Origin of the sequence: Chryseobacterium jejuense (assembly GCF_900100075.1) — a bacterium.
GTDB classification, from domain to species: domain Bacteria; phylum Bacteroidota; class Bacteroidia; order Flavobacteriales; family Weeksellaceae; genus Chryseobacterium; species Chryseobacterium jejuense.
Genome location: NZ_FNEG01000001.1, coordinates 226,607 through 240,518 on the forward strand (window position 1 = coordinate 226,607; position 13,912 = coordinate 240,518).

Annotated in this window: 12 protein-coding genes and 1 tRNA gene; 4 read left to right on the forward strand and 9 right to left on the reverse strand. The window is 36.7% G+C overall.

Annotated features, from left to right (window positions below; translation table 11 throughout):
- Positions 1 to 121: 121 nt before the first annotated feature.
- The 4 genes from BLS98_RS01035 to BLS98_RS01050 form a co-directional block, all read right to left on the reverse strand.
- Positions 122 to 3,292, reverse strand: a complete 3,171-nt coding sequence (locus BLS98_RS01035) for an ABC transporter permease/M1 family aminopeptidase (protein WP_089732727.1) — start codon at positions 3,290 to 3,292, stop codon at positions 122 to 124.
- A gap of 2 nt (positions 3,293 to 3,294) precedes the next feature.
- Positions 3,295 to 4,167, reverse strand: a complete 873-nt coding sequence (locus BLS98_RS01040; RefSeq protein WP_089732729.1) for an ABC transporter ATP-binding protein — start codon at positions 4,165 to 4,167, stop codon at positions 3,295 to 3,297.
- Between the two features lie 199 nt (positions 4,168 to 4,366).
- Positions 4,367 to 4,570, reverse strand: coding sequence for a helix-turn-helix domain-containing protein (locus tag BLS98_RS01045; protein ID WP_045494476.1), 204 nt, complete (start codon positions 4,568 to 4,570; stop codon positions 4,367 to 4,369).
- A gap of 1 nt (position 4,571) precedes the next feature.
- Positions 4,572 to 5,087: a DUF2975 domain-containing protein gene (locus BLS98_RS01050; RefSeq protein WP_089732731.1), complete on the reverse strand. Its 516-nt coding sequence runs from the start codon at positions 5,085 to 5,087 to the stop codon at positions 4,572 to 4,574.
- Positions 5,088 to 5,231: 144 nt separating this feature from the next.
- Here BLS98_RS01050 and BLS98_RS01055 point away from each other — a divergent pair, with 144 nt between their 5' ends.
- Positions 5,232 to 5,576 carry a TfoX/Sxy family protein gene (locus BLS98_RS01055; protein ID WP_089732734.1) on the forward strand — a complete coding sequence of 115 codons (345 nt, stop codon included), beginning with the start codon at positions 5,232 to 5,234 and terminating at the stop codon, positions 5,574 to 5,576.
- 98 nt (positions 5,577 to 5,674) lie between these two features.
- Here the strand turns inward: BLS98_RS01055 and BLS98_RS01060 are convergent, their stop codons facing one another.
- Complete coding sequence (locus BLS98_RS01060) at positions 5,675 to 6,739, reverse strand: nucleotidyltransferase domain-containing protein (protein ID WP_089732736.1); 1,065 nt, start codon at positions 6,737 to 6,739, stop codon at positions 5,675 to 5,677.
- Between the two features lie 12 nt (positions 6,740 to 6,751).
- The gene (locus BLS98_RS01065; RefSeq protein WP_089732738.1) at positions 6,752 to 7,498 is read right to left on the reverse strand and encodes a nucleotidyltransferase domain-containing protein; all 747 of its coding nucleotides are present in this window, start codon (positions 7,496 to 7,498) and stop codon (positions 6,752 to 6,754) included.
- Between the two features lie 127 nt (positions 7,499 to 7,625).
- On the opposite strand from BLS98_RS01065, the gene cobT reads away from it, so the two are divergent.
- The 3 genes from cobT to cobC are packed head-to-tail and all read left to right on the forward strand — an operon-like array spanning position 7,626 to position 10,141.
- Complete coding sequence (cobT, locus tag BLS98_RS01070) at positions 7,626 to 8,819, forward strand: nicotinate-nucleotide--dimethylbenzimidazole phosphoribosyltransferase (protein WP_228425422.1); 1,194 nt, start codon at positions 7,626 to 7,628, stop codon at positions 8,817 to 8,819.
- Complete coding sequence (locus BLS98_RS01075; RefSeq protein ID WP_089732740.1) at positions 8,820 to 9,602, forward strand: adenosylcobinamide-GDP ribazoletransferase; 783 nt, start codon at positions 8,820 to 8,822, stop codon at positions 9,600 to 9,602.
- The gene (gene cobC, locus BLS98_RS01080; RefSeq protein WP_089732743.1) at positions 9,587 to 10,141 is read left to right on the forward strand and encodes an alpha-ribazole phosphatase family protein; all 555 of its coding nucleotides are present in this window, start codon (positions 9,587 to 9,589) and stop codon (positions 10,139 to 10,141) included. Before BLS98_RS01075 ends, cobC begins: the two co-directional genes overlap by 16 nt.
- A gap of 106 nt (positions 10,142 to 10,247) precedes the next feature.
- Here cobC and BLS98_RS01085 read toward each other — a convergent pair whose 3' ends face one another.
- The 3 genes from BLS98_RS01085 to BLS98_RS23730 form a co-directional block, all read right to left on the reverse strand.
- Complete coding sequence (locus BLS98_RS01085) at positions 10,248 to 12,002, reverse strand: hypothetical protein (protein WP_139166055.1); 1,755 nt, start codon at positions 12,000 to 12,002, stop codon at positions 10,248 to 10,250.
- A gap of 197 nt (positions 12,003 to 12,199) precedes the next feature.
- A tRNA-OTHER gene (locus BLS98_RS23150) sits at positions 12,200 to 12,312 on the reverse strand.
- Between the two features lie 142 nt (positions 12,313 to 12,454).
- Positions 12,455 to 13,255: an RtcB family protein gene (locus BLS98_RS23730; protein ID WP_394331775.1), complete on the reverse strand. Its 801-nt coding sequence runs from the start codon at positions 13,253 to 13,255 to the stop codon at positions 12,455 to 12,457.
- Positions 13,256 to 13,912: the final 657 nt, after the last annotated feature.

Sequence of the window (13,912 nt, forward strand, 5' to 3'; positions counted from 1 at the left end):
TTGATGCGTTTTTTATTTTGTTACAACGCTGTGAAAATATTTTTAATAGAAAAGTAAAAACCCTAATCTCAGATTTTCACTTTTTTAAGTCATAGAAGTACTTTACACTCATTATAATTAATCAAGGATGTTTAAATAATCCATCAATCTGTTTTCGAACAGCATCATTGGGAGAAACTTTATAAAATTCCTGTAAAAGATCTAAAGAGCTTGGTTTTCTAGGATATTGATTATGAGTAAGAAAGTTTTTCAACGCCATATTTACTTTATCTTCCCCGATCAGGTCACTCAATGTTACCATAGCAACAGCTCCCTTGGAATAGGAGATATGAGGAACATCTCCGGTTGCCCTGTAAATGGGAAGGTTTTCGGATAATCCTTTTTCGTTATCGTAGATTTGTTGGTGAACCTTTAGTCTTTCCATCATTTTTGCTTTTCCGTGCATTTTTTTATAGAGCATCATTTCGGTGTACATGGCAAGGGTTTCTGTGAGCATTACGGAACCTTCTCGGTCATCGGGGTTAATCTGGCTGTTTCCCCACCAAAGATGGGAGAGTTCATGTCCTGCCAGTTCATTAATTACATCCTGCTTCTGATCCGCATGAATATTGGCGTGAAAAACCATGTCTTCAGGCATAAAAATAACAGAAGGGTAAGCTGTGGCCGCAAAACCTCTGGTAAAAGATGATATTTCTGTAAAATTGATGGTTTTGAAAGGATATTTCCCAAAATTCTGCTGACAATAATCCAAAGTAAGCTGAGCATTTTTCAAAAGATGATCTACATTTTCAAAATGATTTTTATGATAAAAAATATGGATAGCAATGCCTTTATAATTGAGGCTTTTTAGCTCATATTCCGCAGAAGAAACAGCAAAACGGAAAGGAATATTTTCTGCTTTATACTGAAAATAATTCCGGCCTGATTGTGTCCATTTCTTTATCAGATCACCGGTTCCTACAGCGGTTTGATGTTTTTCGGTGGAAACGGTCATATCAAGATCGATAAAATCTTTTTTGAATACTTCCGGAGCTTCTGGTTTCTTTATAGCTCTTAATTTTCCCAATTGATATTGGTCGCGTATCTTTTCGTCCTGAATTTCAAAATCCTTCTGATAACCAATGGTTGGATAATATCTGCTGATTCTCATAAAAGATCCGTTCTCAATTATGGCATTAAAAGACTGATGTCCGTTTACAGCAAACCATTGATAAGATATCTTGAAATCCAGAGTGGCTGTGGCATTAGGTTTTAAAGCTTTTTTTAATGAAACTTCGGATGTATTTCCAGTGATCGTAATTGTTTCAGCTTCAGATGTAAAAGCAGCCGTTATCAGCTTCAGATCAGCATTAAAATTGACAAGAACTTTGTCAATGGGCTGGTCTGTTTGGTTTTTAAGGGTATAATGACCAATAATTTCATAGGTGTTTTGTGATGGATACAGCTTAATTTCAGTTGTAATATCTGTTATATCAGGTTGTGGAAGGTTTTCATACTTACGAAAATCCTTTTCATATTGAACAGAATTGAAGATCTCTTTTTCATCATCTTCAGGAATATACCCTTTCATAAAATAGCTTCCCGCTAAAACACCTGAAATAAGGAGGATAACAGTGAATACAGATTGAAAAACAGAAACTTTTTTAAACTTAATAAAGTCATTAATAAGCCATAATAAAGCTACTATTCCAACTCCACATAAAAGTCTTTGCCCAAAAGCTTTTTCATAAATCCCATACCCGTTGAAATCACTATAACTCCCTTTAAAGTCTGAAAATATTCTTAAAACAGGATAGGAAAGAAGCTTACCGGAAACAGGACCAGCGAGCAGGAAAACAGCAAGAATAGAAATTCCCAGCGCAATAAATTTGTTCGGAATACTGTTGTTAATTAACAAAGCAAATCCTGAAAATAAGATCACTGGAAAAGTATTGAAAAGAAAAACAGCGAGATAGGCACTCCAATCGATATGAAAGTACTGATAAGCAGCCTGAAAAATAATTCCTTCCCCAATTAAAATTCCTGTAAAGAAGAATAACAGAATACTTATGGAAATAAAATGTCCAGCCAGTTTATTCTTTGAGAAAAAAGTACTGTTTTCAATGAGTGAAAATCCGGATGATTTCGATCTCCAATACAGATCATTAAGAAAATAGGCAGCGATCAGTAACCCAAGTAAATGAAAGTTTTCTGATATAGTGGTTGCCATAAGCCCTGAACTTGCATATTTCTGCGGAAGTCGGATTCCTTTTTCAATTTCAGCATACATTTCCATACCCACGGCAAATACTAAAAGAATTGAAACTACGGGAATGGTAATGCTTTTGAACAGGTAGATCAGGTCTATTTTTGCAAAGGATAATATAGAGTGTATGGAAGGAATTCTTCCGTAATCAGGTTGTACTGAAGTATATTCGGATTTAAAGATCTTTGGGAAAGAATCTGTTTTTGAGGTTGTCTTTTTTACTTTTTGTTTTGAAATAGTAGAGAATGAAAATTGTTTTAAACTCAACCATAGAAAGCCTATAGATATCAAAAGACAGAAAACTCTGTTGAAAAGTAAATAGCCTGTGATAGGTACAATTTGTACGTTTTTTTGTTCAATGGTAAGCAATTTTGCATCCAGGAAATAAGAAGACAATCCAAAAGGATCAAGAAGGGCTGAAATTTGCTGGACTTCCAATGATTGTGGCATAGCTCCAGCCATGAATGGTGAATTGGAAAATAGTAAAATAACCATGTAGAAAACATATAATAACAGTCCGCCAATAACCACCAATAGCTTTTTCCTGAATATAAAGACTATTAAAAAAAGAAAACTGCACACCAAAAGTGTATTCATCAATCCGAATATCAGCAAAGGGTAGAGGTAGTGAAATATGTTAAATCCTTCCTGCATTTCACTTCCGGTACGTAAGCTTTGGCCAATGATAAAACCAAGCATCAGGATTGAAAAGCTTAAAAATGTCTGCAGAAAGTAGGCCGAGAATTTCCCATTCAGGTAAGTTTGTTTTGAAAGTGGAAATGAAAACAGAACTACGTCAAACCGGGAATCCTGCTCTTTAAACAAAAGCTGTAAAGCATATATGGTGGCAAAAAAAATGATGGAAAGACTCAGCATTCCGGTCATAAACCCAATGGTGTAAGGAGCGTTTAAATAGATTCCTTCTCCCACAGAAAGGTTGAACTGATTCCCGCAGAAAATACCGAGGAATACAAGAATCAGGGCAATAAGATAAGTAAGCCAGTGCTTGGTATTGCGTCTGACTTCAAAAGAAAAGATGACATTCATGGCTAAGGTTTTTGCGTTAGAGTATAAAAGTAGAAGTGCTCCAGTAAAGGATTTACTGCATTGAAATCTTCAGGAGTTTCTTCGGAAAATATGGTGATATGATGATTTCTCTCTATCAATTGTCTGCTGATGACTTCGTAATGGGAGTAATAGTTTTCCAGATCATTGTTGTGAATAGAGCTGGACCATATTTTGTGTTCCAATTCTGCCATTAATAGTTTGGGTTCACCTTTTCTAAGGATTTTCCCATGATTCATCACTGCAATTTCTGAACACAGATTCCTTACATCTTCCACCAAATGTGTGGAAAGAATAACAATGATATCCTGGCTGATATCATTCAGTAGAATATTAAAACGGTTTCGTTCTTCAGGATCTAAACCAGCTGTAGGCTCATCTACAATAATGATTTTGGGATTTCCCAATAATGCCTGAGCTATTCCGAAACGCTGCTTCATTCCACCAGAGAAAGTATGAACTTCTTTCTTTTGAACATCCAAAAGATTTACTTTTTCAAGCAGATCCAGAATCTGTTTTTTACGACTGTTTTTATCTGTAATCCCTTTCAGTATTGCTATGTGCTCTAAAAGATCATAGGCAGAAATTTTAGGATAAACCCCGAAATCCTGAGGTAGAAATCCTAGGTTTTGTTTGATGAATTCTGGGTTTTTAACAATATCAATATCATTAAAAAAGATGTTTCCAGAACTAGGTTTCTGTAATCCTACAATGGTTTTCATCAGAGATGATTTTCCGGCTCCATTCGGACCTAAAAGTCCAAACATTCCGTTGTTGATTTTCAGAGAAATGTCATCAATGGCTTGAAAACCACTTTTATACGTAAGAGTAAGGTTGTTAATGGATAAGGTATTCATAATAGTGAGTTTGGGTAATAGGAGAGTAGGTAATCCGGTTGGGGACTACTGTTGTTTAAAGAAACGGATAGATAATAGACGGATAGATGAGAGACTTAGAGTATCGGTAATGAAGATCATGTATAAGACTTTCAGCTTTCAAATACCATAATATTGAAAGGATGATAACCTTAAACGATGAACTTTAAACCTTGAATTCTTACTCTTTATACTCCAGAATGTCTCCCGGCTGGCATTCCAGGATTTTGCAGATGGCTTCCAGCGTATCGAAACGTACACCCTTAGCTTTTCCGGTTTTGAGGATGGATAGGTTGACGGGAGTGATTCCCAGTTTTTCTGCCAATTCTTTACTCTGCATTTTTCGTTTGGCTAGCATCACATCTAAGTTGACTATAATTGGCATGTTAAATAATTAGGTCTTGTTCGTTTTGCAAATGTAGCCCTTGCTTAAAGATATTCGCAAGAAACAGACAGAAAATTCCAAGCATAAAGTGAATAAGCACCAGGCCCCAGATGATACTTTCTACTTCCACAAAGAAACTCGCGACGATAACCAGAGGAAGTGGGATGAAAATATTAAAAAGGTAAAATCTCTTTAGTTGTTTTATATGTTCTTTTGTAAAAAGCTTAGGCTGGAAAAACACCTTGAATACTTTTGCTGATAACCAGAAAAAGATCCCATAAGGAATTAAGACCAACATAAACGAAAAGATGATATAAGGATAATTATCTTCTATATTCAGAAATGGCTGTTGGGTAAACGGATAATTGATATGTAAATATTGGCCATTACCATAAGGCGTTACCGAGAACCCTGTGGCAAGACAAAGCAGAGCATACAATGCAGTTATCAAATATCCAGCAGACAAAACAGAGCAGATATAAAATAAAATCCTGGAAATAATTTTGGTCTGATTCATATCACGATCATTAATTAGTATTGCAAATGTATAATTAATTATCGTAAAACAATAATTAATTTAAATGAAATTTTATTTTTAAAAGTGATCGGCCAGTTAAAGGAATGGTAGTAATCCTTATCTTTACTATAAAATATAATCATCATGGCTTATAATATTGAACTGGCAGACAGGGTCCGTGAATGGCTGGCCCAAGTGAATGATAGTAAGATTGAAGAAAAGAAAATGTTCGGTGGACTGGCATTTCTGGTGAATGATAAAATGTGTGTCAATATCAGTCACGACAATCTAATGTGCCGTTATAACCCCGAAAAGGAAGAAGAAGTGGCGGAAAAAATTGGTTTTCTTCCCATGATTATGAGAGGAAAACAGCTAAAAGAATACTGTTATGTAGAACCCATCGGCTTTCAGAAACCTGAAGATTTTGAGTATTGGATGAAACTTTGTCTAGATTATAACAAAATAGCAAAGGCTTCGAAGAAGAAGTAAGTTTGAGGGTGGGAGAGTATGAGAGTATGAGAGTGGGCGACCACAGTTGTAGCTTCCCAGTATTCATTACTCATTACTCATTATTTATTGCTCATTACTTATGACTTCCCGTATAATTGTTCTCTTATCTCAACCAGGATCTTGGTTGTTTTCTCCAGATCAGGTGATTCAGGAAGAAGGGAAACAGAATGATGATGCTCAATAGATTCAATAAGGTTTTCTGCTTTTTCCAAGACAGCCTCATAAGACCAGTTGCCGGATTTAATATCCAGTAATTCATCCCGGTTGTCTACCCGGATTTGTAGTAAATGATTCCTAAAGATCTGTTCGCATGACTGCAGCAAACGGATGGTGTACATCATATTTTTGCTGTCATAGTTTTGTCCATGCGTTTGGTTGACGTTGTATCGGTCTTCATTGCGTTCTTCTACCCATTTCCAGTATTCCCTGTAATCTTTGCAGTAGGTGGAGTAGGCATCCAGATTACAGAAGAGGTAAGCTTCCGGTTTTTCATCTTTTGGAACAGAAGATACAGAAACCTGGTTGGCTTCTTCATATTGGATAATTCCCTTATAACCTAATGTCTGCGAATCATCATAGAATAAAGCAAACATTCCTTTCGTATGGTCAATAGCTGTCAATCCGCATTTTTCCTGAACTTTACCATTCTCCGAAAGCCATTTTTTCAGAGAAACAGAACCTTGACCGTCCAGAATAAAACAGAAATCAAGAATAGATTTTCTTTCTTTATCAATAGGATTTAAGATCTTCTTATTAAGACCTTTAGCCTTTTTAATCTGAGAAACTGCATACCCGGCAAAGGTATCTTTGCATAATTTGGAGAGAAAATCTTCTGATTTCAGCAGATCCATCAACGGATGTTTGTACAGAATACAATCCTCAGGACTTGCTAAAACCTCCAGAATATTAGGATTATTCTTTTGCAATAGTTCCACAAACCTCCCGATTTCATAATACGTAATATCATTCGTCTCATTGGAAATCTGTGGAATGTAGTTCAGCCCAAAGTAATCTTCCTTCGGCAGATAGTACACTCCACGGATATCCGTATCCGAAGTTTCAGTGGCCAGCCCGAAAGCGCGGCTTCCGGAGATGGCTTCGAAGAGGAGAAGGGTTTTATTTTTGAGGTCTTGGATGGTCATAATTATTTATTTTTAAGTTAATATCTCCCTAAAAACCCTCTCCATCTCAGCTTTATCCGCCTTTCCACTCTTCAAACCTTTCGATTTTTCCTCATTATAAGCTATGGTTTTCTCCAAAAAATCAAATAATTTCCAATCATTTGGGTGATAATAAGCTTCTCCTTTGGTAGCTTTTAAGGCGATAAGGTCTTCTATTTTTGTTCTGGTTTCATTATCTACTAAAACAAGCAATTCACTGAATAATACCGGAGGAACAGTTCCTTTTTCTACGATCCATTTCCCGGTTAAAGCAGTTCTTAAACAATAAAAATAGCTTTTTAATTTTACTTCATCAGCCCTGCAGGCTTCCAGATATTTTTTACTCATGCTTACATAGTGATAGGAAACTGCTATCGGAGAAAAACAGGCATCAGCCAATGGTTTGAACAGGTCTACAAACTTTGCATTTTCCTTATAAACGATAGGAGAGTAGAACCAGCTCAATAAAGCAGCATTCGATTTCAGTAAAAGATGAAAAGTCTTTCGGAGGTCCCATCCGGAGCCATCAAGATCATCTTCCGTCATAAATTCTATCGTTTCATCCTTGTCCCATGGCGAAAGATAACAGTCTTTTTCATGGCGGTATATAAAACGTATATCATAATCGCTGTCCGGAGAGGCAAAACCCCAGGCTCTGCTTCCAGACTCAACGGCAAGAAGTACTTCTACGCCTCGTGTAGCTTCCACTTCTTTTATCTTTTCTAGTATTTTTGGTGTCATTGTTTTCAATTTTATACTACAAAGTAAAGAGAGTGATGCGCAATGTTCCTGCGTAGGGTTGCGAGATTCGTGATTCGAGGTACAATGTTGGGAGTTTCGGGGTAGGAGATGTGGAATATTTTGAGGTATGGGACTTGTGATGCAAAGCTGTGTACTTTTCAATATTGGATCCGATATTCCTTTTCAGCCTATCTTGTCTCTCATCTTTTCGTCTATTATCTATTTTCTCCCTATCCATATTACAAACATTACCTACAATACTCCTTATTTCACTAATATTGCACTTTCTCTATTTAACATAATTACTTTTACAACCATGTTGACAACTGATTTACAACATAAAATTGATTTCAAAACAAAACCTCTAGGCGCATTAGGACATCTGGAGAATCTTGCCCACAAAATAGGAATGGTTCAGAATACAACTTCTCCAAAGTTATTGAATCCTCATATGGTAGTTTTTGCTGCCGATCACGGGATTGCAACCGCTGGAGTAAGTGCCTATCCGCAGGAAGTTACCTATCAGATGGTGATGAACTTTTTAGGCGGTGGAGCAGCCATCAATGTATTCTGCAGGCAGCAGGGAATCAATATTAAAATTGTAGATGCAGGAGTCAATTTTGATTTCTCGGAAGGATTGGATTTAATGGATATGAAAGTCAGAAAATCCAGCCGTAATATTTTGGAGGAACCGGCGATGACCTCTGAAGAATATCAGCAGGCTTTACAAAATGGAAGTTCGGTAGTGGCAGAGATTGCTGAAACAGGCTGTAATATCATTGGATTTGGTGAAATGGGAATTGGAAATACGTCTGTATCTTCTTTGATGATGAGTAAGTTATTCGATCTTCCTGTTGTAAGCTGTATCGGACGTGGAACGGGATTGAATGATGACCAATTGCAGAATAAGATTAATATTTTATCAGCCGCAATAGAGAAATATCCGACTGTTAAAACTCCGGACGAAATTGCACAGACTTTTGGCGGATTGGAAATTGCGCAGATGATCGGTGCAATGGAAGAAGCCTTCCGTCAGAATATGCTGATTATGATAGATGGATTTATTGCTACTGTTGCCATAGCTACCGCATGGAAAAAGAACCCCGATATCTTGAAAAACTGTATATTCTGTCATGTAAGTGACGAGAACGCCCATCTTCAGCTTATTGACTTATTGGGACAGAAAGCTTTACTGAACCTTAACTTACGTTTGGGAGAAGGAACAGGCTGTGCATTGGCTTATCCGCTTATTCAAAGTGCTGTAAATTTCCTGAATGAAATGTCAAGTTTTGAAGATGCTCATGTTTCAAATAAAGAATAAATGAAGACCCTAAAGAATGAACTGATCTATTTTGCAACGGCACTGATGTTCTTCACCAGAATTCCAGTCCCGTTCACTATTCCGTATTCCGGAGAGATCATGAATAAATCTCAGAAATACTTTGCATGGGTAGGTCTTTTGGTAGGATTGATGAATGCAGGGATTTTATACCTTTCTGCTCAGCTTTTTAATCTGGAAATAGGAATTGTTTTGATGATGATTAGCAGCGTTCTTCTGACCGGAGCATTTCATGAGGATGGTTTTACAGATATGTGCGATAGTTTCGGTGGCGGATATGGAAAAGAGAAGATCCTCACCATCATGAAAGACAGCAGAGTAGGAGCTTATGGAACTATTGGAATAATTTTATTGTTTGCTTTAAAATTTCTTAGTATTCAGGCTTTGGGAACTGTTGATCTGATGAAAACTCTGGGAATTATTATCCTGGCACACACTTCAAGCCGATTTATTTCCGGAACCATGATCTATACCCATCAGTATGTGACAGATATTGACGTTAGCAAATCAAAACCTTTAGCGAATAAACCTTTGGATGGAATGGCTTTACTGGTTGGATTTATCAGTGTTTTGCTTTCCTTTTCCTTAATTCCAGACTGGCGGTTGCTGCTGGCTTTTGCATTGGCTTATTTAGGGAAGATCTGCATGGGCTGGTATTTTAAAAAACATATCGGCGGCTATACCGGAGACTGTCTGGGAGCTGTACAACAGGTGACTGAAGTGTTGTTTTACTTAGGAACCATGATCGTATGGAAATTCATCTGATCCGTCATACCGCTGTAGATAATCCAGGAAATCTATGTTATGGATTTGCCGAAATACCCTTACGAAAGGAATATCCGGACGATTTTAAAAGCTTAAATCTGGATAACGATTTTGACTTAGTGATTTCAAGTCCGGCACAACGTTGTTGTCTTTTGGCAGAGCATTTTAAGTTGAATTATTCAACAGATGAAAGACTTCGTGAGATGAATTTCGGAAACTGGGAGCTGGAGAAATGGACGGAAATTCCGGAGGAAGAAATCAATCCGTGGTATAAAGATTTTATCCATGTTAAAGCTTCAGGCGGAGAAAACCTCCTTGAAATGCAAACCCGCGTCCTTAGTTTTTGGAATGAATTGGTTATTAAAAAAGACAGAGAAAAAATTCTGATTATCGCCCACGCTGGCGTAATTCGTCTGATTCTGCAGCAAATACTGCAGTTTCCGCTAGAAAATATGTTCAATATTCAGATTGATTACGGTAAGAAAGTGATTGTTGAGGGTAAAGAGGGGTATTTTTCCATTAAAAAAATGAATGTATAACAGACATTTGATTTTAAAATAAATCTGCGTTATCCGCAAAATCTGCGAGAGATAAAACAAGCAGCTAAAATAAAAGCGCTATTCAAAATTTTTGAACAGCGCATTTTTATTTAAATACTTTTATAAAGCTATCTTTTTCTAGACTCTCCAAAGAGAAATCGAAATCAGCTTCTGCTTTTTCTGTTGTAATCTCTGCTCCAAGCTCTTTGATAAGCTCATTGAAGGACATCGCTTCATACCATTGCTGATACAACGCACTGGTTGCCATCGCAGATACTTCCGTATTTCCTGAAACATGAGAATGACCCGCTCCGAAATTCAATAGTACGAAACATTGTTTTTCGTTTTTTGGCAGCAGCATTCCCAGGATCATTTGCTTCTGAACAGAATTACATCTGGCTTCGGCAAAGAGTTGGTTAGGATTCATCATATAATCATAGGAAATATTGTCTCCTTTTCCGATCACGATTTTATATCCACAGTTGGCATCTCCGCTGAAAACGTTGTTCATAACAAGTGTTGGAGTACTCAGTCCTTTATTAGCGTATAGATATTCAACAGCACCGTTAGGAGCAGAAGTCATATCTCCGGAATACATTAATTGTCCTTCAGCGTAATTATAAGCGGTATTCCAACCTATTTTTCCGGCTATATTCAATCCGGAAAGGTCAAGGTCACGAGCTCCCCATTGATCTTCCCAATAGATACCAACGGCTAATCTATCTCCGTAAAAACGGGTTCCGGTAGGAATATTTCCAACAAACATTTTTTCAGAAGTTGGGAGTGCAAATTCTATATTTTCAGGGAAATAGAATTTCTTTCCGGAAATATTTTCATACTTCAGTTTCAGAAAATCTAAAATAAATTCATAGTTGAATTGATTCACATAAGTTTCCTTCCCCTTTTTAACCCATGATTTTCCGTTTCTGACTCTATACACAAAAGTATCCTGACCATACATTCTTGAGTAACATGCTGACAATGCTTTAAATAATGCAAACGGTGTCGCATTTTCCAGCCAATGCCAATCGCTGTTTTCCAGCAAAGTATTGGTCGCATCATTCAGTGGGTTCGAAATTAATGGCTTATGATGTACTTTAGACAGCTTCGAAATTTTATTAATTGCTTTCGGAGCTCTGTTTTTATAAGCTAGGAATAACGGCTTAAATCTGTTGAAAATTTCTGCCAATTTTTCCATCCCAAAACTTTCGAACAGATAAGTTGGGTTGAATTTACTCTGCTTAATTAAACCGATCAATTCATCATTTTTGATTAAAAGCGTTGTCTGGGTTGTCTTATAAATCACATAACGGAAAAACTCAACAGGATTTTCAGGATAAATGTCATATAGGTCAGCTATTTTTATAATGGCTTCCTTATTTCTGATATTTTCCTTTCCTGTAAAATCATATTCCAGTTCTGTATGCAGAATATACAGCAAATCATCAATCGTTTCTTCTTTCAAAGCAATTCCGGATTTCAACAGAGAAAGACATTTTTCCTGCATTTCTTCTATGGTATAAGCCTTTATTACTTTAAAAATCAGTTTCGTATCAGGAACATTCAATATTTCTGTAGGAATGTAAATTTCATTTTGAAAATTACTTCCATAGGTTGAAATATAATGTTGAATCTGTTCAAAAAACAAATCAATTCTGGAAGTGTTCTTTATTTTCTCCCAAGATTTATGGAACGTTTTATTCAAATCATTTCCGTTCAGCTTTTCTTTTGAATAATAGGAGATGATTTCTTTTTTGGCCCAAACTGCATGAGGTTCAATAATAAAACCGTCATGAGAAATAAATGGCTCTGCATTGGATTCCTTAGTCAGTACAGCATTGAATAATTGTAGTGTTTTCATTGTTTTCATTTTAAAAAAATAAGTGAGGAGTAGGTTCATTAAAAGTGAAGTGTTATAGGAACTCCTTTTACCTATAGTTTTATAAAGCGGGGAGTATTTTATCCAAAAAATATAGGAACTCCCTTAGCCTTATGATTGGTGAAAAGGCGGAAAGTATTTCTAACATATAGGAACTTTCTTTGCCTTAAATTGTATTGAGGAGCAGACAGGACTCGAACCTGTGACCCACAAACCTGGTGATTCATAGGAACTTTATTTGCCTGAGGCGAAAAGTAGTCTTTGTTGCTCTAACCATCTGAGCTACTGCCCCTGCCGTTATGAAAAAAGTTTTCATGAACCTTACAGGCTTTTACACGTGCAAGGTTGGGTTATTAGTTTTTTTGACAACCTTATAGGTTTCAAAAACCTATAAGGTTTAATTATCAAGTAAGGTTTAAATAGTAAATAAAGAATTATGCTTTTCTATATTTCTTCTTATTCTTCCATGGTGCATTTTTTTGAACGTCACCCGCCATAATACATCCGTAAGGCATCACTTCATCCAGAACTTCACAAAGTCCATATTCTTCAATCTGTGCTCTTACATTGGCTGCACTTTTATAAGCGCTTGGCAGTTCAGAAATATCAATTTCATTGGAATAGAATCGGATATCCAATCCTGCAGTTTCCTCATTGAAGATCTCTTCAGTGGTTTTATGTGCTAAAGATCTTTTATGCTGACTTCTGCTGTAATTTCTTCCCGCTCCGTGTGGGGCAAAACCAAGGTTTCTCTCATTCGTTTTTCCCTGAACAATCAATACTGGTTCAGCCATATTCAACGGAATCAGTCTTGGTCCTGTAATATCGGGCATAAACTTATCATCCAGTGGAGTAGCTCCTTTAGCATGATAAAACAGATCTCCATCTTTGAAAACAAAATTATGTTCATTCCAATATCTGTTTTCTTTTTCCATTCCCAGTTTATTTAAAACGGCGTCATGAATAGAAGTATGGTTCTCTTTAGTCCATGTTCTGATAAGCTGAAGAGCTTCCCAATAGGCTTTTCCTTCTTCCGTATCATAAGGAATCCATGCATTTTCTTTTAACGTTTCAGGAGAAATATCCTGTCTGAAACGGTTAGCAACTTTCATCCCTTTATCATATAATGCAGCACCCGGAGCTCTTGATCCATGATGCGTAACCAGCATCGTATTTCCTGTATTTTTGGAAACTCCAACGAAAAGGAAATGATTTCCGTCTCCCTGTGTTCCCATATGAGAACGGGCAATACTAATCAGTTTTTCATCATTTAAGAATTCATTTTCTCTGAAAGCATCCATCAATTCCTGAGACATAGGCATCTGTTCTCCTCTTGGTCTTCCTCCGTATCCGAAATGCGTCACAGAATGAGCAGCATCCAGAATATCTTTAGGATTAACCTTTCCAAAATCAGTCAGCATGACAGAACAACAGATATCTGCGCTATGGAATCCCGGGTGAATGGCATTTTTTGCGACCACTACACCTCCCACAGGAATCTGACCTTCAGGACCTGTTGGACAGGCATCAGGCATTATAGCTCCGGCAGTTAGGGTAGGAGTTTTCATCAGCGTTTTCATAGTTCTGATTACTTTTTCTACATTATCGTTTTCATTTTCATGTTCAGCTCTGATGTTAATGATAAACTCAGGAGTGGTTTCATGAAGTGGAATATGTTCAGGTTGCTTGAACTGTTCCAGATATTCTTTGATCTGAATTTCATCCAGATGATTCTCATTAATATAAGTAATGGCATCTTTAAACCATTTAGCTGGTCTATATCCCAATTCGATTAAGTGATTTCCATTAAATTCCATTGTTATGTCATTTTGATGATGCAAAGTAATAACACTATTACGCAATAGTTTTGCGTAGATGTAAAATTTTTGATT